19 protein-coding genes and 1 riboswitch are annotated in these 17044 nt (G+C 69.2%); of the genes, 9 read left to right on the top strand and 10 right to left on the bottom strand.

The genetic code is table 11. The features are described from left to right. The first annotated feature begins 60 nt into the window (after nucleotides 1–60). Together BOQ54_RS12325 and BOQ54_RS12320 are read left to right on the top strand one after the other, a co-directional pair. Nucleotides 61–495 (top strand): c-type cytochrome, encoded by a 435-nt coding sequence (locus BOQ54_RS12325; RefSeq protein WP_055457388.1) that lies wholly within the window; start codon nucleotides 61–63, stop codon nucleotides 493–495. A 7-nt stretch (nucleotides 496–502) separates the two neighbouring features. Next, entirely contained in the window at nucleotides 503–1417 is a 915-nt protein-coding gene (locus BOQ54_RS12320) for a c-type cytochrome (RefSeq protein WP_063189187.1), read from the top strand. A gap of 124 nt (nucleotides 1418–1541) precedes the next feature. On the opposite strand, the gene BOQ54_RS12315 is transcribed toward BOQ54_RS12320, so the two are convergent. The 6 genes from BOQ54_RS12315 to BOQ54_RS12290 all read right to left on the bottom strand — a co-directional run bounded on the left by BOQ54_RS12315 (nucleotide 1542) and on the right by BOQ54_RS12290 (nucleotide 6754). Further along, on the bottom strand, nucleotides 1542–2159 hold the full coding sequence (locus BOQ54_RS12315) for a helix-turn-helix domain-containing protein (protein ID WP_071923994.1): 618 nt from the start codon (nucleotides 2157–2159) through the stop codon (nucleotides 1542–1544). 118 nt (nucleotides 2160–2277) lie between these two features. Continuing rightward, the gene (locus BOQ54_RS12310; RefSeq protein ID WP_055457385.1) at nucleotides 2278–3381 is read right to left on the bottom strand and encodes a TRAP transporter substrate-binding protein; all 1104 of its coding nucleotides are present in this window, start codon (nucleotides 3379–3381) and stop codon (nucleotides 2278–2280) included. A 1-nt stretch (nucleotide 3382) separates the two neighbouring features. Continuing rightward, a complete protein-coding gene (gene thiD / locus BOQ54_RS12305) occupies nucleotides 3383–4186 on the bottom strand; it encodes a bifunctional hydroxymethylpyrimidine kinase/phosphomethylpyrimidine kinase (RefSeq protein WP_071923993.1) in 804 nt (267 codons plus the stop codon). A 19-nt stretch (nucleotides 4187–4205) separates the two neighbouring features. After that, nucleotides 4206–4880, bottom strand: a complete 675-nt coding sequence (gene thiE / locus BOQ54_RS12300; protein WP_055457383.1) for a thiamine phosphate synthase — start codon at nucleotides 4878–4880, stop codon at nucleotides 4206–4208. Continuing rightward, nucleotides 4877–5647, bottom strand: a complete 771-nt coding sequence (gene thiM / locus BOQ54_RS12295; protein WP_063189181.1) for a hydroxyethylthiazole kinase — start codon at nucleotides 5645–5647, stop codon at nucleotides 4877–4879. The genes thiE and thiM overlap by 4 nt, the downstream gene beginning before the upstream one ends. A gap of 30 nt (nucleotides 5648–5677) precedes the next feature. Further along, a riboswitch (TPP riboswitch) is annotated at nucleotides 5678–5784 on the bottom strand. Between the two features lie 40 nt (nucleotides 5785–5824). Next, on the bottom strand, nucleotides 5825–6754 hold the full coding sequence (locus BOQ54_RS12290) for a DMT family transporter (protein WP_055457382.1): 930 nt from the start codon (nucleotides 6752–6754) through the stop codon (nucleotides 5825–5827). Between the two features lie 174 nt (nucleotides 6755–6928). Here BOQ54_RS12290 and BOQ54_RS12285 point away from each other — a divergent pair, with 174 nt between their 5' ends. Next, nucleotides 6929–7762: a UDP-2,3-diacylglucosamine diphosphatase gene (locus tag BOQ54_RS12285; protein ID WP_055457381.1), complete on the top strand. Its 834-nt coding sequence runs from the start codon at nucleotides 6929–6931 to the stop codon at nucleotides 7760–7762. After that, a complete protein-coding gene (locus tag BOQ54_RS12280; protein WP_055457879.1) occupies nucleotides 7762–8796 on the top strand; it encodes a glycosyltransferase family 4 protein in 1035 nt (344 codons plus the stop codon). Before BOQ54_RS12285 ends, BOQ54_RS12280 begins: the two co-directional genes overlap by 1 nt. A gap of 8 nt (nucleotides 8797–8804) precedes the next feature. On the opposite strand, the gene BOQ54_RS12275 is transcribed toward BOQ54_RS12280, so the two are convergent. Then, complete coding sequence (locus tag BOQ54_RS12275) at nucleotides 8805–9812, bottom strand: hypothetical protein (RefSeq protein WP_055457380.1); 1008 nt, start codon at nucleotides 9810–9812, stop codon at nucleotides 8805–8807. Between the two features lie 173 nt (nucleotides 9813–9985). Here BOQ54_RS12275 and BOQ54_RS12270 point away from each other — a divergent pair, with 173 nt between their 5' ends. Continuing rightward, the gene (locus BOQ54_RS12270; protein WP_071923991.1) at nucleotides 9986–11167 is read left to right on the top strand and encodes an MFS transporter; all 1182 of its coding nucleotides are present in this window, start codon (nucleotides 9986–9988) and stop codon (nucleotides 11165–11167) included. Here BOQ54_RS12270 and dgcA read toward each other — a convergent pair. After that, complete coding sequence (gene dgcA / locus BOQ54_RS12265; protein WP_071923990.1) at nucleotides 11119–12114, bottom strand: N-acetyl-D-Glu racemase DgcA; 996 nt, start codon at nucleotides 12112–12114, stop codon at nucleotides 11119–11121. The genes BOQ54_RS12270 and dgcA overlap by 49 nt on opposite strands. A gap of 171 nt (nucleotides 12115–12285) precedes the next feature. Between dgcA and BOQ54_RS12260 the strand changes: the two genes are divergently transcribed. Genes BOQ54_RS12260 through BOQ54_RS12245 form a run of 4 tightly spaced genes read left to right on the top strand, consistent with a single transcriptional unit; the run spans nucleotide 12286 to nucleotide 15993 of the window. Next, nucleotides 12286–13437 (top strand): ABC transporter permease, encoded by a 1152-nt coding sequence (locus BOQ54_RS12260; protein ID WP_082464649.1) that lies wholly within the window; start codon nucleotides 12286–12288, stop codon nucleotides 13435–13437. 1 nt (nucleotide 13438) lies between these two features. Further along, nucleotides 13439–14245: an ABC transporter ATP-binding protein gene (locus BOQ54_RS12255; protein ID WP_055457377.1), complete on the top strand. Its 807-nt coding sequence runs from the start codon at nucleotides 13439–13441 to the stop codon at nucleotides 14243–14245. Between the two features lie 19 nt (nucleotides 14246–14264). Then, complete coding sequence (locus BOQ54_RS12250; protein ID WP_055457376.1) at nucleotides 14265–15377, top strand: MlaD family protein; 1113 nt, start codon at nucleotides 14265–14267, stop codon at nucleotides 15375–15377. A 1-nt stretch (nucleotide 15378) separates the two neighbouring features. Beyond that, nucleotides 15379–15993 (top strand): ABC-type transport auxiliary lipoprotein family protein, encoded by a 615-nt coding sequence (locus BOQ54_RS12245; protein WP_055457375.1) that lies wholly within the window; start codon nucleotides 15379–15381, stop codon nucleotides 15991–15993. A gap of 10 nt (nucleotides 15994–16003) precedes the next feature. Here BOQ54_RS12245 and BOQ54_RS12240 read toward each other — a convergent pair whose 3' ends face one another. Continuing rightward, complete coding sequence (locus BOQ54_RS12240; RefSeq protein ID WP_071923989.1) at nucleotides 16004–16468, bottom strand: AraC family transcriptional regulator; 465 nt, start codon at nucleotides 16466–16468, stop codon at nucleotides 16004–16006. Nucleotides 16469–16549: 81 nt separating this feature from the next. After that, complete coding sequence (locus tag BOQ54_RS12235) at nucleotides 16550–16975, bottom strand: GNAT family N-acetyltransferase (protein ID WP_071924494.1); 426 nt, start codon at nucleotides 16973–16975, stop codon at nucleotides 16550–16552. Nucleotides 16976–17044 lie beyond the last annotated feature (69 nt).

The following is a 17044-nucleotide window of genomic DNA, read 5'->3' as shown; positions in this document are numbered from 1 at the left end:
TCCGCCGGGTCTGGCGGCGCCGACTGCCGGCGAGTCGTTTGGACGAGGGAGAGAGGACGCATGAAGCTGATCGTTACGGCTGCTGCCGTTGTCGTCATTGGGGCCACGGCCGCGCTGGCGCAGGAAAACGTCATCGGGCAGCGCCAGCAGCTGATGAAGGATGCGGGGGCCGCAACGCGGACGGGCGCCGCCATCGCCAAGGGCGAGGCGCCGTTCGAGCTCGAGAAGGCGCGACAGGTGCTGACGACCTACGTCACGGTCGCGGAAAAGGCGGTGACGCTGTTCCCTGCCGGCAGCGACGTAGGCGAGACGACGGCCGCGCCGGCGGTGTGGCAGGACAATGCGGGCTTCAAGGCGGCCTTCGCCAAGTTCGAGGCGGATGCGCAGCAAGGCCTGTCGTCGACCAGCGACCTCGACAGCTTCAAGGTCGCGTTCGGTACCGTCACGAAGAACTGCGGCGGCTGCCACGAGACCTTCCGCATCAAGAAGAACTGAGGCTGGCATGCGGCGGGCGCTCTCGGCCGTTGTCGGGCTCGCGATCATCGGCGCCGGGGCCTTCTGGGTCGCGACGAGCCCGGCGCTGACCGCCTCCGGGGCCGACGAGGCGCCCGGCGGAGTGCCCGATCTCGCCAATGGCGAGGCTATGTTCTACGCCGGCGGCTGCACCTCCTGCCATGCGACGCCGGGGCAGGACGACAAGCTGCGCCTCGGCGGCGGCCATGCGCTCGAGACGACGTTCGGCACCTTCCATGTGCCGAATATCTCGCCGCATCCGCGCGACGGTATCGGCGCCTGGAGCGAGGCGGACTTCATCCGCGCCATGCGCCAGGGTGTCTCGCCCGACGGCGAGCACTATTACCCGGCCTTCCCCTACACCTCCTATCAGCGTATGGCGGCCGCGGACCTGCGCGACATGTTCGCCTTCATCCGCACGCTGGCGCCCGTGGAGGGTGAGGCGCCGGCGCACGACCTTGCCTTCCCCTACAACATCCGCCGCGGCATCGGGCTGTGGAAGCTCGCCTTCCTCGACGGGGAGGCGTTCCAGCCGGACGCCTCGAAGAGCGCGGCCTGGAACCGTGGAGCCTATCTCGTCGAGGGACCTGGGCATTGCGCCGAGTGCCACAGCCCGCGCAATGTCCTCGGCGGCATCATAGCAGAGGCGCGCTTCGCCGGCGGTCCGTCGCCGGATGGCAAGGGGTCCGCGCCCAATATCACACCGTCGCCCGACGGCATTGGCGGCTGGTCGAAGAGTGAGGTGGTCGAGCTCCTGACGAGCGGCTTCACGCCGGAGTTCGATTCGGTCGGCTCCACCATGGCGCCGGTTGTCGGCAACACGGCCAAGCTGCCGCAGGCCGACCGCGAGGCGATGGCGGAATATCTTCTGTCCCTGCCGCCACGGCCGAAAGCGACGCAGTAGGCCCGACCGGCGCGACTTGGCAGCTGTCATGCCCGCGCTTGTCGCGGGCATCCACCTCGCGACGACGGCACGAGGTCGAAGGCCTCGATGGCAACGGCAGCGAGCGGGCGGGGTGCGCCCGCCCTCAGTCCATCACCGCGGCCTTGAGGATACAGACCATCACCGCGCGGCCGGGGGCGTCGCCGATGCAGCGCACGGTGTGCGGCCGGTCGCAGCGGTAGCGCAGGCTCTCGCCGGTCCTTGCCTGCTGCACGACGCCGCCAACCTCGACCTCAAACTCCCCCTCGAGGACGGACAGGCACTCGACGGAGCCGCGCTGGTGGCTGTCCGAGTCCAGAACGGCGCCAGGCTCCGCCTGCACGTCGTACCACTGCAGCCATTCCACCGTTTTGATCCAACCGATGATGGCGAGCCGCATCTTGCCGTCGTCGGAGACGAGGATGGGCGTGTCGGCGCGGGAGGACTTCTGGATAAAGGGCTCGTCGTCGGCGCTCGACAGGACGCGATCGATGGAGATATCGAGCGCCTGGCTGAGGCGCCAGATGGTGGCGAGCGTCGGGTTGGTCTCGTTGCGCTCGATCTGGCTGATGATCGACTTGGCGACGCCCGACTGCTCGGCGAGCTCCGACAGCGACAGGTTGTAGGCCTTGCGCAGGCGCTGCACCGTCTTGCCGAGCTGGCCCGAGAGCATCTGGGCGCCAGCTTCCAGAGCCTTGCTGCGATCCTTGCCTTCGACGGCCATGCGACAGGTCCTTGCGTTCCGCTAAAGCGGACGGATGTTTGAAAGGTCGGACGCAATGTGGCCGACCGGAGACGGCGGATCAAGCGCCGACTGCATCCGGCCTTCAATGTGTAGGCGATCAGTGCGTCGCGAGTGCTGCTGCCATGCCGGCGGCAAGCCCGGCCCAGGCACGACCGCCTTCCTGGGCGGCGGCGTAGCTCCGGGCGATCCGTCCGGCGAGCGGGCTCGTCGCAGCGATGTTGGCGAGGATGTCGCCGGCCGCCTCGCGCGCCGCGTCGAGCACCGGCTTGGGGAACAGCGGCGTGCGCACGCCGTGCCGCTCGACGAGCACCTTGAGCGCCTCGCCGTTGAGGCGCGCGGCGTCGGCGAGGGCCTCGGCATGTTCGGCGCGGCAGGCGTCACGGACGATAGCGCGCAGATCGTCGGTTAGGTCGTTCCACGCCTTGAGCGAGACGAGGCATTCGCCGGCACCGTTCGGCTTGTTGAAGCCCGGCGCGTAATAGAGCTGCGTGGCCCGGTGCAGCCCGAGCGCGAGGTCGCTCGACGGGGCGAGGAACTCGACCGCATCGATAGCCCCGGTCGACAGGCTGGTCGCGATCTCGCCGGGCGGCAGCGTCACGGGCGTCGCGCCGAGGCGGCGAAAGACCTCGCCGCCGAGGCCTTGGACGCGGATGCGCAGGCCGTTGAGGTCGTCGGGGCTGCCGATCGCCCTGCGGAACCAGCCGCCCATCGAGGGGCCGGTGTTGCCGGCGAGGAACGCGCGGACGCCGGATGGGGCATAGAGCTCGTCCCACAGCGCCTGACCGCCGCCGATCTCGATCCAGGCCAGATGCTCGATCGGCCCGAGACCGAAGGGCACGCTGGTGAAGAAGACGGCAGCCGGCATCTTGCCCTGCCAGTAGAAGGCGGCGGTATGGGCCATCTCCACCACGCCGCCCGCCACGGCGTCGAAGACCTCGAAGGCGGGCACGATCTCGCCGGCGGCGAAGACGTCAATCACGAGGCGTCCGCCGCTGGCGGCGCCGATGCGGTCGGCGAGGCGCTGGGCCGAGACACCGGGGCCGGGCAGGTTGCGCGGCCAGGAGGTGGCCATACGCCAGCGCCAGCGTGTCTCGGCCCGCACGACGGCCGGGACCGACAGGATGCCGGCGGCCGCAAGGCCGCTGCTGGCGAGGAACCGGCGGCGGTTGGTTCGCATGGCGTCGCTGTTGGCCTTGCTCATGTCAGTTTACCCACCACTGGTGGAAGTGGTGGACGGGGCCGTGGCCGGCGCCGATGGCAAGCCGCTCGCTCGCCGCGATGGCCGCGCTGACATAAGCCTTGCCGCCGGCCACCGCTTCTTCGAGCGTCGCGCCGCGGGCGAGCTGGGCTGCGATGGCGGAGGAGAGGGTGCAGCCTGTGCCGTGGGTGTTCTTGGTCGCCACGCGCGGCGCCGAGAAGCGGCGCACGCCATCGGGCGTGACGAGGAGGTCGGTGCTGTCGGTGCCGTGGCCGTGGCCGCCCTTGACGAGCACGGCCTTCGGGCCGAGCGCCAGGATGCGCTCGCCCACGGCCTGCATCGCCGCCTCGTCGTGCGGCACCGGCATGTCGACGAGCGCGGCCGCCTCGGGCAGGTTGGGCGTGACGAGGAGGGCGCGGGGCAGGAGCAGGCTGCGCAGGTTGTCCACGGCGGTCGGGGCCAGTAGCCGGTCACCGCTCGTCGCCACCATGACGGGATCGACGACGATGCGCGTCGCGCCGTGGCGGTCGAGCCCCTCGGCGACGGCGGCAATGACGTCGGGCTGCGAAAGCATGCCGATCTTCACCGCGCGCACGAAAAGATCGGAGAAGACCGAATCGATCTGCTGCGCCACAAAGGCGGCGGGCACGTCGTGGATCGCCTGCACGCCGAGCGTGTTCTGCGCCGTCAACGCCGTGATCACGCTGGCGCCATAGACGCCGAGCGCCGAGAAGGTCTTGAGATCGGCCTGAATGCCGGCGCCGCCGCTCGAATCGGAGCCGGCGATGGTCACAGCGATCGCTGCCATGGTTCCGTGTTTCCTTCCCTCAGCGTCCGGCGTCGGTCGCGCCGCGAGCCGCAAGCGCCCCGTCGACGATGCCGCGCAGCTTGCGTGCTGCCGCCTCCACGTCCTCTCTCATGAAGAGGGCAGAGATCACGGCGATGCCGTCGGCGCCGGCGCCGATGACGGCGGAGGCGTTGGTCGCATCGATGCCGGCGATCGCGCCGACGGGCAGGCCGGGCCGTGTTCCGCGAGCGCTGTCGACGAGCCGCGCGAGACCGGCGAGGCCGACCGGCGGATCGGGATTGTCCTTGCTCCCGGTGGCGAAGACCCCGCCGATGCAGCCGTAGTCGACCGGCAGGGTGGCGAGCTCCCCGAGGTGAGCCTGCGTCTTCAGCGTGACGCCGATGATGGCCTGCGGACCGAGCAGGCGGCGGGCATCGGCGGCGTCCATGTCGTCCTGGCCGACATGGACGCCGTCCGCACCGGCAGCGAGCGCGACGTCGACCCGGTCGTTGACGAGCAGCGGCACGCCGGTGCCTGCGAGGGCCGCCTTGATGGCGCGGGCGCGGGCGACGAGGTCGCGCGTGCCGGCGTGCTTATCGCGGTACTGGACGAGGGTAGCGCCGCCTGTGGCCGCCGCACGGGCGAGGTCGGCCAGGTTCCGGCCGCGCGTGCGCTCCGGATCGAGGATGGCATAGAGCCTGAGGTCGACCTTCATTGCTCGCACCTCAGCCGGGCGGCGATGGCCGCGTCGTCCAGCGCGTCGAGCGCATCGAGCAGCAGGGGCGGAAAGGTGCCGGGCCCGCCGGCCTTCTCGCCAGCGACCTCGGCGGCGATGCCCATGATGGCAAGCCCGGAGGCCGTGGCGAGAAGCGCGTCGTCGCTCACGGCGAGGCAGGCGGCGACCACAGCGGTGGCCGCGCAGCCCATGGCCGTGACCCGGGCCATCAGCCGGTGGCCGTTGGCGATGAAGATCGAGTGCCGCCCGTCGGTCACGATGTCCGTCGGCCCGGTCAGGGCGACGATGCAGCCGCGCTCGCGGGCAAGGTCGATGGCGCCCTTGCGGTCCGCGGGCCGGCGCGCCAGGGCCTCGAACTCGGCGGCGTTCGCGCGCAGCACCTTCGGCTTGCGGGCGAGAAGCTGCTGGGCGATGGCGAGGCGGCGGGGCGAGGCGTCGACGAACACCGGGTCGAGCAGCCAGGGTAGGGCCGCGTCCTCGGCGGCCGCGATGGCGAGCGGGATGGCGGCGCGGCGCTCCGTGTCGAGCGTGCCAAGGTTGACGAGCAGCGCATCGGCGCGGCGCGTGAAGTCGGCGACCTCGTCGGCGACGATGGTCATGGACGGCACGGCACCGGCCGCGAGCAGCATGTTGGCGGTGAAGTTCTTCGCCACCGCATTGGTGATGGCATGGACACGCGGCTGCCGTCCGCGCAACCGCACGAGGATCTCGTGGGCGACATGCGCGGAGAAATCGCCGGATCGCATGGTCCTGTCCGTCCGCCCGGGCGGGGGCCCGTCGTTTCGCATCTCGCATTCCTCCGCCGGCACGACCCGGTTCAGGTTCGGTGGGTTGACGCATTGCGCCTCTCAGCCCGGCCTTATGGGCACCCCAAGGAGATCAGTGTGGCTTTAAGGCGGCTCGCCGTGCAATGCAAGCGCGGCTCAGGTGGCGCGCGGCGGGGCGGCGGCGTTGGCGCGGCGGCGCTCGAGGCCGAGGCGATGCTCGCGCCAGATGACGAAGAGGCCGGAGCCCATGACGATGGACGAGCCGATGATGACGGCCGGCACCGGCAGCTCGCCGAAGATGAACCAGCCGATGAGGATGGCCCAGATCATGGTGGTGTATTCGAACGGCGCGACCAGCGAGGCATCGGCATAGCGATAGCTCTGCGTCAGCAGGATCTGCCCGAGGCCGCCGAGAATGCCGATGCCGACGAGGATCGAGAACTCTGTGAAGGTCGGCGCATTCCAGCCGAGCACGATGGTGGACAGGCCGAGCAGCGTCGTCAGCATGGAGAAGTAGAAGACGACCGCGCCGGTCTTCTCTGTGCTGATGAGCCGGCGCACCTCCACCGTCGCGCCCGCGGCGCAGCAGGCCCCGACCAGCGCGAAGACGGCACCGATGGCCGCGCCGTCGCCAAAACCGTTGACGAGCACGCTCGACTGGAAATGCGGCGTGAGCATGATGAGCACGCCGACAAAGCCGACGGCGACCGCCGTCCAGCGATAGACCCGCACTGTTTCCTTCAGCACGAGCGCCGCGAGGATGACGACGATCAGCGGTGCCGTGTAGCCGATCGAGATGGCATCGGGCAGGGGCAGGAACGACAAGGCGAAGAAGCCGCAGAACATGCCCGTGGAGCCGATGACGCCGCGGCGGGCGTGGCCGAGGATGTTCTTCGTGCGTACCGCGTCGATCAACTCGCCGCGCCAGCCGAGCCACAGGAGGAGCGGCACCAGCGCGAAAGCGGAGCGGAAGAAGACCAGTTCCCCGGTCGGAAACGCCGTACTGACGAGCTTGATGCCCGCTGACATCAGGGTGAACGAAAGCGCCGAGAGGACTTTAAGGCCAATGCCTAGGAGGGGATTCACGACACTCTGCCGCCTTGGATACAGGCGTAACCAAACCACGAAACATCGGCTTGCCCAAGGCCCGCCGCGGCAAGCCTGTCATGCGCCGGGGGCACGGGAACGGAGCACGTCATCAAAGTGAGATGTGAATCGGCTCTTTAGGGTCAACGCGATCAGACGGACGGATCTGCCCCCGTGTCCCAAGAAAGCGACGCTGTCCGCGTCCGGACCTTGTTCATCTCGGACGTCCACCTCGGCACCAAGGGGTGCCAGGCGGAGTTGCTGATCGATTTCCTGCGCCACTATGATGCCGACACGGTCTTCCTCGTCGGCGACATCATCGACGGTTGGCGGCTGAAGTCGGGCTGGTACTGGCCGCAGGCCCACAACGACGTGGTGCAGAAGCTGCTGCGCAAGGTGCGCAAGGGGGCGCGCCTCATCTATGTGCCCGGCAACCACGACGAGTTCCTGCGCGACTATGTGGGCAGCAATTTCGGTGGCATCGACATCGTCGAACACGCCATCCACGAGACGGCGGACGGCAAGCGCTATCTCGTCATCCACGGCGATCACTTCGACCTTGTGGTGCGCCACGCCAAGTGGCTCGCGCTTCTTGGGGACTGGGCCTACGGCGCGGCGCTGACGATCAATACCTATCTCAACGTCGTCAGGCGGCGGCTCGGTCTGACCTATTGGTCCTTGTCTGCCTGGGCCAAGCTCAGGGTCAAGAATGCCGTGAACTACATCGGCCGCTTCGAGGAACTGCTCGCCTCGGAAGCGCGGCGGTACGAGGTGGACGGCGTCATCTGCGGTCACATCCACCATGCCGCGATGCACGAGGATTTCGGCGTGAGCTACATCAATACCGGAGACTGGGTGGAATCCTGCACCGCGCTTGTCGAGCATTACGACGGGAGCCTCGAGATCCTCAACTGGGCCGGACGCATGCCGCAGCGCGCTGCCATGGCGGGCGAACCGGTTGCCGACCAGCCCCCACGCGCCGCGAAGGCGGCCAGGGTGGCGGCATGATGCGCGTCGTCATCGCCAGCGACGCCTGGCGTCCGCAGGTCAACGGCGTGGTGCGCTCGCTGGAGAACGTGGCGGCCCATGCCTGTTCGCTCGGCGCGGACGTGCATTTCGTCACGCCCGACGCCTTCAGGACCGTGCCCCTGCCGTCCTACGGCGAAATCCGACTGGCACTCGCCGGCACCCGCCGGATGCGTCGCATGCTCGCCGAACTGAAGCCGGATTTCGTCCATATCGCGACGGAGGGGCCGATCGGGCTCGCCATGCGGCGCGTGTGCCTCGCCGAGGGCCGTGGCTTCACGACAAGCTATCACACACGTTTTCCGGAATATCTGTCGGCGCGCCTGCCGGTGCCCGAGCGCTGGGGCTACGCCGCCCTGCGACGCTTCCACAACGCCGGCGCGGGCGTCATGGTGAGCACGCCGACGCTGGCGCGGGAGCTCGGCGCGCGCGGCTTCGCCAATATCATGCGCTGGTCGCGCGGCGTCGACGCCGACCTGTTTCGCCCCAGGGCGGATGCACGTGGCGCGCTCGGCGTGCCAGCGCCGGTCTTCCTCTATGTCGGCCGCGTCGCAGTGGAAAAGAACCTAGAGGCCTTCCTCAAGCTCGACCTGCCGGGCACGAAGGTGGTGGTGGGCGACGGGCCGGCGCGCGCCCGCCTGCAACAGAGCTTCCCGCAGGCGCGCTTCTTCGGCACGCTGACGGGTGAGACGCTGGCGGAGGTCTATGCCGCGAGCGACGTCTTCGTCTTCCCGAGCCTGACCGACACGTTCGGCATCGTGCTGCTGGAGGCACTGGCCAGCGGGTTGCCTGTCGCCGCTTTCCCCGTCACCGGCCCGCTCGACGTGGTGGGGGGCACCGGCTGCGGGGTCCTCGACATGGACCTGCGCACCGCAGCGCTCGCGGCGCTCGACATCGACCGCAGCCTCTGCCGCGATCTGGCGCTCACCTACAGCTGGCGGGCGAGCGCGGGCCAGTTCTTCGACAACATCGTGCAGGCGAACGCCTCGGCGGGCGGCGTGCCGCTGGCCGCCTGACCACACGCTCAGGTGAAGCGGCGCAGCTTCTCCTGCCAGCTCAGGGCGTCGAAGGCGGCGAGCACGGACGGCTCGAAGCGCGGCTCGTCGCTCTTCTGCGCCGTCTCCTGCCGCTGCGGAACGGGCTGTGGCGCCTCGTCCCGGGCGAGCGCCGCGCTGCCGCGGCGCGTGTTGCCGGGATCGACGAAGACGACATTGCCGGCATAGCGCCGCACCCGTGCGGGCTGCACCTCTCCCGGGCTCGGCGCGGTCCGCGCGACCGGCGGTTCGTCTGACGGCGACGCCTCCTGCGCTGGTTGAGCCGGATGGCTCGCGGCATCGTCCGGGCGTGATGTTTGCGAGGTCGTTTCCGGCGCAGCGGACATGCGGGCGGGCGCGTCGGTGCGTCGGCGGCGCAGGCCGTTGTCGCTGCCACCGGGCAGGCTCACGACGACGTCGGGCTTGTCGCGTCCGGCGCGGGGCGCTTCCTCGCGCGGGGCGAGGCCGCGCAGGCGCTGCTCGACACTGGCGAGGAGCGCGAGCGCCTGGCCGAGGCGGCGCACGGTGATGTCCTGCATCAGGCCGAGGGTGTGCAGGTCGCCGGCATGCTTCTCCAGCGCGGTGCACAGCGTCTCCTCGGCGCCACGCTCGCGCAGCGCCCAGGCAAGGTCCTGGATCTGCTCGGTGGCGTTCGCCATGCCGTCGGCGGCGGCGCGGGCGGTGCGAAGCACGGGATCGGTGCTCTCGTCCGCCTCAGGCACGGGATCGTCCCGCCGCGTGGCTGCGATCGCGGCCTGCCCGGTCGCGACGAGCGCCGCGATATCCGCGATCTCGGATTCGAGATAGACGAGCCGGGGCGAGCGCCCGGGAATGGCGCCTTGCATCTTCTCGATCGCCCGCAGCACGGAAAGCGTGTCGCTGTTGCGGTTGCGGCGCGCGAACTCGTTGAGGAACCAGCGCCCGCGCTCGCTCTCCATCACCGCGGCCTCGATGGCCTCGTAGCTTGCATCGTCGAGCGGCTTGTCGCTTTCGGTCATGCGGCCCGTCCGTACTCGTTTCACTCACACGCAGCGCCGCCGCTCAGCACAGCGACGACAGGCGACAGGCGACAGGCTAGTGCAAGCATCTGAACGATCCCTTACGGCTCGATTGCGGCCGATGCCGCGATTCGCCGTTCGACGCGCCGGATGCCGGCGCGGGGAGCCTTCCGATGGATGGCCTCGTTCGCCTGTGTCTGCTCAATGCCGTCATCTTCGTCGGCACCGGCCTCTATCTGCCGTTCTTCCCCGTCTGGCTCGAAAGCCGCGGGCTCGATGCGGCGGCCATCGGTCTCGTCCTCGCCATCCCGATGGTGGTGCGCATCCTCGCGACGCCCTTCATCACCGCGCTGGCCGACCGGCACCTGCCGGCCGGCGTGCTGCTCGCCATTGTAAACGCAGGCCTTCTCGCTGCCTATGTCCTGCTGGCACAGACCGGGGGGCTGGCCAGCATCATGACCGTGATGGTCTTCGTCGGCTTGTGCATGGCGCCGCTCATCCCGCTGACCGATGTCACGACCACGGCCTATCTGCACGGGCGGCCGCGGCTGAGCTACGGCGGCATCCGGCTCTGGGGCTCGGTCGCTTTCCTCGTCACCAATCTCGCCGGCGGGGTCCTGCTGACGGTCCTGAAGGCGGATGCCTTCGTCTGGCTGCTGGCGACGGTGGCGGGCCTCGGGGCCGTGGCGGCGCTCGCCGCGCCGAGTGGCGGGCAAGAGCTGCCGGTCGGCGCGCCCAGCGTCGCCCATGCACCGCGTCGGCAGCGCGGGGCGCTGTTGGCGCTCGTCATGGCCGCAGCCAGCGTGCAGGCGAGCCACGCCATGATCTACGCCTTCGGCACCCTGCACTGGCGCGGGCAGGGGCTTTCGGGCAATGCCATCGGCCTGTTGTGGTCGCTTGGCGTCCTCGCCGAGATTGCTCTCTTCGCGCGCCTGGGGCCGCTCATCGGCACAGTGGGGCGGGGGCTCGCCTGGGTCGCTCTCGGCGGCGGGGCAGCGCTCGCCCGCTTCGCGCTGATGGGGCTCGATCCCGGATTCGCCGGGACGCTGGTGCTGCAGCTTCTGCACGGCCTCAGCTTCGGCGCCACGCATCTCGGCACCATCGCCGCCATCACCGGGCTCGCGCCGCGCGGCGCGCGGGCGCGCTGGCAGGGCATCCTGACGGCCTGCAACGCCGGCGCCATGGCCGCGGCGACCATGGCGAGCGGTCCGCTCTATGGGGCCTCCGGCGCGGGCGGCTATTTTGCCATGGCGGGGCTCGGCGCGCTCGGCATGCTTCTCGCCTTCCTCGCCGCGCGGCGGGTTTCTCAGCCCCAGAGCAGGCAGGAGGGCGGCGAAACCGTGCTGCCGTCATAGACGAGGCCGTGCGGTCGGTCGCGCGCCAGCAGCAGCGGCCCGTCGAGATCGACGAAGCGGGCGCGCGGCGTCAGCAGCATCGCCGGCGCCATGGCGAGCGACGTGCCCACCATGCAGCCGACCATGATCGCGAAGCCCTGAGCCTCGGCCTCGGCGGCGAGCCTGAGGGCCTCGGTCAAACCGCCCGTCTTGTCGAGCTTGATGTTGACCGCGTCATAGAGCGGCCTGAGCCTCGGCAGGTCCGCCCGAGTGTGTAGGCTCTCGTCGGCGCAGACCGGTATGGAACGGCCGATATCGGCCAGCACGGCGTCCTCGCCCGCCGGTAGCGGCTGCTCGACGAGGGCGACGCCGTTGTCGGCCGATGCCTGCAGCAGGTCCGCCAGAACGTCAGGTCGCCAGCCCTCGTTGGCGTCGACGATGAGCGTCGCATCGGGCGCGGCGGCGCGCACGGCCTCGAGACGCCGGATGTCGCCCTCCGGCTTGCCGAGCTTGATCTTGAGGATGGTGCGCTCTCGCGCCGCACGCGCCGCCTCGGCCATCGCCACCGGCTCGGCGAGGCTGATGGTATAGGCCGTGGTCGCCTTGCCGAGGCGGTCGATGCCGGCGAGGACGTGGGCCGGCAGGCCGGCGCGCTTGGCCTCGAGATCCCACAGGGCGCAGTCGAGCGCGTTGCGGGCGGCGCCTGCCGGCATCGCCTCCTGCGGGGCTTCGCGATCGAGACCGGCGGCGATCGCCGGGGCAAGCGCCTCGATGGCGGCGGCGACGCCCTCGACGGTCTCGCCATAGCGGGCATAGGGGACGCATTCGCCGCGCCCGGTGCGACCTGCCTCGGTGATGGTGGCGGTGACGACGACCGCCTCCGTACGGCTGCCGCGGGCGATGGAGAAGACGCCGGCGATGGGAAAGCGCTCGATCGTGACGGAGAGCTTGCGGTCGGTCGTGGACATCTCTTGTTCCCGGCAAGGACACGGCGGGGTTGCGATAAAGCCACAACCGCCAGCGCAAGGCACGCACAATGGCCGGCGGGCAGGAATTCCGCGGTGCATTTGTCGACAGTCACGGTTCCGGCGCGTTATCACGGTGCCTGGATTCGACGGGGAGCGCACCCTGGACGAGGCATGGCGGGCATCGAGGCGATGAATTCAGGACCGGCGATCGCCGTCGACGAGCGCGGCGGTGATATGCGCTTCGTCGTGTCCGGGCGCTGGACGGCGCCCCATGCCGCCGAGGTGGAGCGGCTCGCCGCCATGCTTCTGGAGGAAGCCCGCGGCGGCGGCAGCGTACGCATCGACATTTCGGAGATCGGGCGGCTCGACACGCTGGGCGCTTGGGTGCTCGATCGGACGCGGCACGAACTGGGCGACCGGGGCCAGCGCGCCGATTTCGTCGGTGCCCGCCCGGAGCATCAAACGCTGCTCGACGAGATCGCCTATCGCGGCTTCCAGGAGCCGAGCCGCGCGAAGAACTTGCACATCGTCGACTTTCTCGTCGACGTCGGCCGCACGGTCGTCGAGGTGGGCAAGGACTTCGTGCGCGGCGTCAGCTTCCTCGGCGAGGTTGTCGCGGCCTTGGTCGTCGTGCTCTTCAATCCCCGCCGCTTCCGCTTTCCCGCGCTCGTTCACCAGTTGGAACACATCGCCTTCCGCGGCGTGCCCATCATCGCGCTCATCTCCTTCCTCGTCGGGGCCATCGTGGCGCAGCAGGGCATCTTCCAGCTGCAGCGCTTCGGGGCGACGCCCTTCGTGGTTGATCTCGTCGGCATCCTTATCCTGCGCGAACTGGCGGTACTCCTTACATCGATCATGATCGCCGGCCGCTCGGGCAGCGCCTTCACGGCCGAGATCGGCTCGATGAAGATGCGTGAGGAGGTGGATGCGCTGCGCGTGATGGGGCTCGACCCGGTGCAGGTGCTGATCGTGCCGCGCGTGCTGGCGCTCATCATCGGGCTGCCACTGCTGACCTTCCTGTCGATGATGTCGGCGCTGCTCGGCGGCGGTCTCGTGGCCTGGGTCTACGGCGGCATCAGCCCCGAGATCTTCCTCGCCCGCCTGCAGGGGGCGATTGTGCTTTCCACCTTCCTCGTCGGCCTCATCAAGGCGCCTTTCATGGCGCTCGTCATCGGCCTCATTGCCTCGCTCGAGGGGCTCGCCGTGCAGGGCTCGGCGGAGTCGCTCGGCCGGCAGGTGACGTCATCGGTGGTAAAGTCCATCTTCATGGTGATCGTGGTCGACGGTCTCTTCGCCATGTTCTTCGCGGCCATCGATTACTGACATGGATGATACGCCCCAGAACTCCGCCAGAACCGCCGACGAACGCGAGCGCGAGGTCGTCATCCGCGTGCGCGGGCTCGAGGTCGGCTTCGGCGAGAAGACGATCATGAAGGGGCTCGATCTCGACGTTTACCGTGGCGAGATCCTCGGCTTCGTCGGAGCCTCGGGAACCGGCAAGTCCGTGCTGACACGCGCGATCCTCGGCCTTGTGCCGAAGCGGGCCGGCACCATCGAGGTCTTCGGCGAGGATCTCGACGGCCTCAATCCGGCCTCGCGCAGGGCCATCGAGCGCCGTTGGGGCGTGCTGTTCCAGCACGGGGCACTGTTCTCCTCGCTGACGGTGAGGCAGAACGTGCAGGTGCCGATGCGCGAATACCTCGACATGTCCGACCGGCTGCTCGAGGAACTCGCCATGCTGAAGATCGAGATGGTGGGCCTCAGCCCCGACGCGGCGGACAAATATCCCTCCGACCTGTCGGGCGGCATGATCAAGCGCGCCGCGCTCGCCCGCGCGCTCGCCCTCGATCCCGAAATTGTGTTTCTCGACGAACCGACGTCAGGCCTCGACCCCATCGGGGCGGGCGACTTCGACGACCTCATCGCCACCCTGCAGAAGACTTTGGGGCTCACGGTTTTCATGGTAACCCACGACCTCGACAGCCTCCATTCGGTCTGCGACCGTATCGCGGCGCTCGGGGAGGGGCGAATCATCGCATCGGGAACGATCGAGGATATGCTGGCCTCGGATCACCCTTGGGTGAGGGCCTATTTCCACGGCAAGAGAGCCCGGGCCGTGATGGCCGAGTGAGAAAGAGACGACAGGCGGTATGGAGACACGGGCCAATTACGCTCTGATCGGATTGTTCACGCTGGTGGTCATCGCCGGCGCCTTCCTGTTCGTCTACTGGTTCGCCGGGGCAGACGTGCGCGCCAACCGCGTGAGCTATCGCATCGTCTTCTCCGGCTCCGTCTCCGGCCTGTCGCGTGGCTCCCTGGTACTGTTCAACGGTCTCAGGGTCGGCGAGGTATCGAACATCGAGCTTCTGCCCGAGGACCCGCGGCGCGTGGTCGCGCGCGTCGACGTCGACCGCACGACGCCGATCAATACCGACACCAAGGCGCGGCTCGAATATCAGGGGCTGACCGGCGTCGCCAACATCCAGCTCACCGGCGGCAATCCCGACGCACGGCCGCTGGAAGCCGGACCCGGCCAGCCACTGCCGACGATCTTCGCCGACCGCTCGGATTTCCAGGATCTTCTGGAGACGGCACAGCGGCTCGCGGGCAAGGCGGACGACGTATTGACGAAGTTCGACCGCATCGTCGGCCAGGCCGAGGATCCGATCACCCGCACGGTGCAGAACGTTGAGCGGTTCTCCGGCGCACTCGCCGATAACGCCCCGGGTCTCGAGCGGCTGCTGGGCAATGCCGCCGACCTGTCGAAGCGGCTGGAGACGCTCGCTGCGAATCTCGATGAGGTGGTGACGGCGGTACCGCCGGACCGCGTGACGCGCATCGTCGACAATGTCGATCGCTTCACCGCGGCGCTCGGCGATTCGAGCGGCGACATCGAATCGACGCTGAAGGACATCGCCTCGATCTCGAAGAAGCTCGACGTCGCGGCGGACCGTGTCGACGGCGTTCTCAAGGCAGCGGAAGGCTTCCTGTCCTCGCCCGAGGGCAAGGGCGCCTTCGAGGAGGTGGCGGAGGCCGCCCGTTCCATCCGCGTGCTGGCCGACAACCTCGATAAGCGCACGGCCGAGATCACGGCCGGCATCAACCGCTTCACCGGCCCCGGCCTGCGCGATTACGAGGCGCTGGCGAGCGAAGGGCGCCGCACCCTCAACGAGATCAACCGCGTGCTGCGCAGCGTCGAGCGCAACCCCCAGCAGTTCATCTTCGGCAGCAAGCCGGGATTGCCAGCCTACAGTGGTCGCTGACATGAACCGCAGATCGTCTGCCGCTTCTTCCGGCGGCTCCGTTCGCCCCGGCGCCTGCGCGCTGCTCGTGGCGGGGCTCGTCCTCGCCGGCTGCGCCGGCCCGGCGCCCGCGACGTTCGATCTCTCGGCGCCACGCGAGGTGACGGGGGCGGCCCGCATCGGCGGTGACCAACTCATCGTCACCGAGCCGCTGGCGCTGCAGACGCTCGATGGCAGCGCCATCATCGTCAAGGGTGCGGACGGCGCCGTCTCGCAGCTCGACGGCGTGCAATGGGCCGACCGGCTGCCCAAGCTGGTGCAGACGCGCCTGATCCAGACCTTCGAGAACGGCAGCCGCCTCGGCCGTGTGGCGCGCCCCGGCGACGGGGTCGTCGCCAATTACGCGCTCGGCAGCGAAATCCGCCGCTTCGAGGTGTCGAGCGCGTCGTCCGAGGCTGTGGTCGAGATCTCGGCGCGCCTCATCGAGACGGTCAGCGGCCGCGTGGTCTCGGCCAAGATCTTCTCGGCGCGTGTGCCGGTTGCCGGCATCACCGGGCCAGGGGCAGCGCGCGCGCTCGACGAAGCGCTGTCGTCAGTGCTGCTGCAGATTGTGCGCTGGTCGCCGGCACGGGCGTGACGGGTGGCGCTCAGCCGGCCAGTGGCAGGCAGATATCGGTGCGCAGCTCTTCCGGCGGCACGATGGCCGGGTTGTTGAGATACTCGTCGAAAGGGGCTCGCGTCGGCCGTTCGCCGTGCTGTGGCAGCCATGTTTCGAGCAGCCAGCGGGAAGCCTGCGGAACGAGGGAGTAGGGACCCTTCAACCTCAGCACGGCATGGCGTCCGCCAGGGATTTCGCCGACCGTGACGACGCTATCGCTCTGCGCATCCGGGCCAATGTACATCGCGACATCGCAGCGCAGGCTGCCTGCCGGCACGAGCGTGGGATCGTCATGATAGACGCTGAACACGCGCAGGTCGACCGGAAGGGGCCCCCGCGCGCGGGCCCAGGCCCAGAGCCGGTCGAAGGTGGGGCCGGTGCCTTCGTAGGGGCCGATGTGGCGGATGGCCACGACCCTGACGGGAGCGAGTTCGCGAATCTGGACTGGATACATGACGGGTCCTTCCGGGGAGTTTCGGTCGACGCAGCCGCATCCCTTACGGCAGAAACATTACGACAGCCGTACCGCCTATCGTCACGCCTCCCGCCGATACCAGAAGGCGTCTGCGATGCGCACCATGCCCGCATGCTCGTAGAATCCCATCGCTTCCGGGACGGAGGCCAGCACCAGGCTGACGTGCGACCCGAGAAGCCGGCGGGTCTCGTCGAGCAACCCCTTGCCGATGCCGAGGCCCTGGGCAGAGCGCGCAACGGCGAGCTCGGACAGGTAGCAGCACCAGGAGAAGTCGGTGATGGAGCGGGCAACGCCGACGAGCGGGTGGCCGGGCACGTCGCGGCGTGCCGTCACGATCAGGTTTGCGCCGGCGAGCATCGCGGCGAGGCGGCCATCGTCCTCGACGGGACGGATGGTGCCGAGGCCGGATGCATCCAGCACCTGCCGGAATTCGGCCACCGGGAGCGTTTCCTCCCGCCCGTAGATGATCCGCGACGTCTCGTCCATGGTGATCTCCGCAGACGCGCCAGCGAGGACAGGCGACAGCCTCGCCATGGCCATCCGGCAAATTGCCGT

This window comes from Chelatococcus daeguensis (assembly GCF_001887265.1).
GTDB classification, from domain to species: Bacteria; Pseudomonadota; Alphaproteobacteria; order Rhizobiales; family Beijerinckiaceae; genus Chelatococcus_A; species Chelatococcus_A sambhunathii.
The sequence above is the reverse complement of the archived record's forward strand: the minus strand, read 5'-3'. Positions and strand labels throughout refer to the sequence as shown.

Coding starts and splice junctions, on each gene's coding strand:
- BOQ54_RS12325 (WP_055457388.1), top strand. CDS start 61: ATGAAGCTGATCGTTACGGCTGCTGCCGTTGTCGTCATTGGGGCCACG.
- BOQ54_RS12320 (WP_063189187.1), top strand. CDS start 503: ATGCGGCGGGCGCTCTCGGCCGTTGTCGGGCTCGCGATCATCGGCGCC.
- BOQ54_RS12315 (WP_071923994.1), bottom strand. CDS start 2,159: ATGGCCGTCGAAGGCAAGGATCGCAGCAAGGCTCTGGAAGCTGGCGCC.
- BOQ54_RS12310 (WP_055457385.1), bottom strand. CDS start 3,381: ATGAGCAAGGCCAACAGCGACGCCATGCGAACCAACCGCCGCCGGTTC.
- thiD (WP_071923993.1), bottom strand. CDS start 4,186: ATGGCAGCGATCGCTGTGACCATCGCCGGCTCCGATTCGAGCGGCGGC.
- thiE (WP_055457383.1), bottom strand. CDS start 4,880: ATGAAGGTCGACCTCAGGCTCTATGCCATCCTCGATCCGGAGCGCACG.
- thiM (WP_063189181.1), bottom strand. CDS start 5,647: ATGCGATCCGGCGATTTCTCCGCGCATGTCGCCCACGAGATCCTCGTG.
- BOQ54_RS12280 (WP_055457879.1), top strand. CDS start 7,762: ATGCGCGTCGTCATCGCCAGCGACGCCTGGCGTCCGCAGGTCAACGGC.
- BOQ54_RS12275 (WP_055457380.1), bottom strand. CDS start 9,812: ATGACCGAAAGCGACAAGCCGCTCGACGATGCAAGCTACGAGGCCATC.
- BOQ54_RS12270 (WP_071923991.1), top strand. CDS start 9,986: ATGGATGGCCTCGTTCGCCTGTGTCTGCTCAATGCCGTCATCTTCGTC.
- dgcA (WP_071923990.1), bottom strand. CDS start 12,114: ATGTCCACGACCGACCGCAAGCTCTCCGTCACGATCGAGCGCTTTCCC.
- BOQ54_RS12260 (WP_082464649.1), top strand. CDS start 12,286: ATGGCGGGCATCGAGGCGATGAATTCAGGACCGGCGATCGCCGTCGAC.
- BOQ54_RS12255 (WP_055457377.1), top strand. CDS start 13,439: ATGGATGATACGCCCCAGAACTCCGCCAGAACCGCCGACGAACGCGAG.
- BOQ54_RS12250 (WP_055457376.1), top strand. CDS start 14,265: ATGGAGACACGGGCCAATTACGCTCTGATCGGATTGTTCACGCTGGTG.
- BOQ54_RS12245 (WP_055457375.1), top strand. CDS start 15,379: ATGAACCGCAGATCGTCTGCCGCTTCTTCCGGCGGCTCCGTTCGCCCC.
- BOQ54_RS12240 (WP_071923989.1), bottom strand. CDS start 16,468: ATGTATCCAGTCCAGATTCGCGAACTCGCTCCCGTCAGGGTCGTGGCC.
- BOQ54_RS12235 (WP_071924494.1), bottom strand. CDS start 16,975: ATGGACGAGACGTCGCGGATCATCTACGGGCGGGAGGAAACGCTCCCG.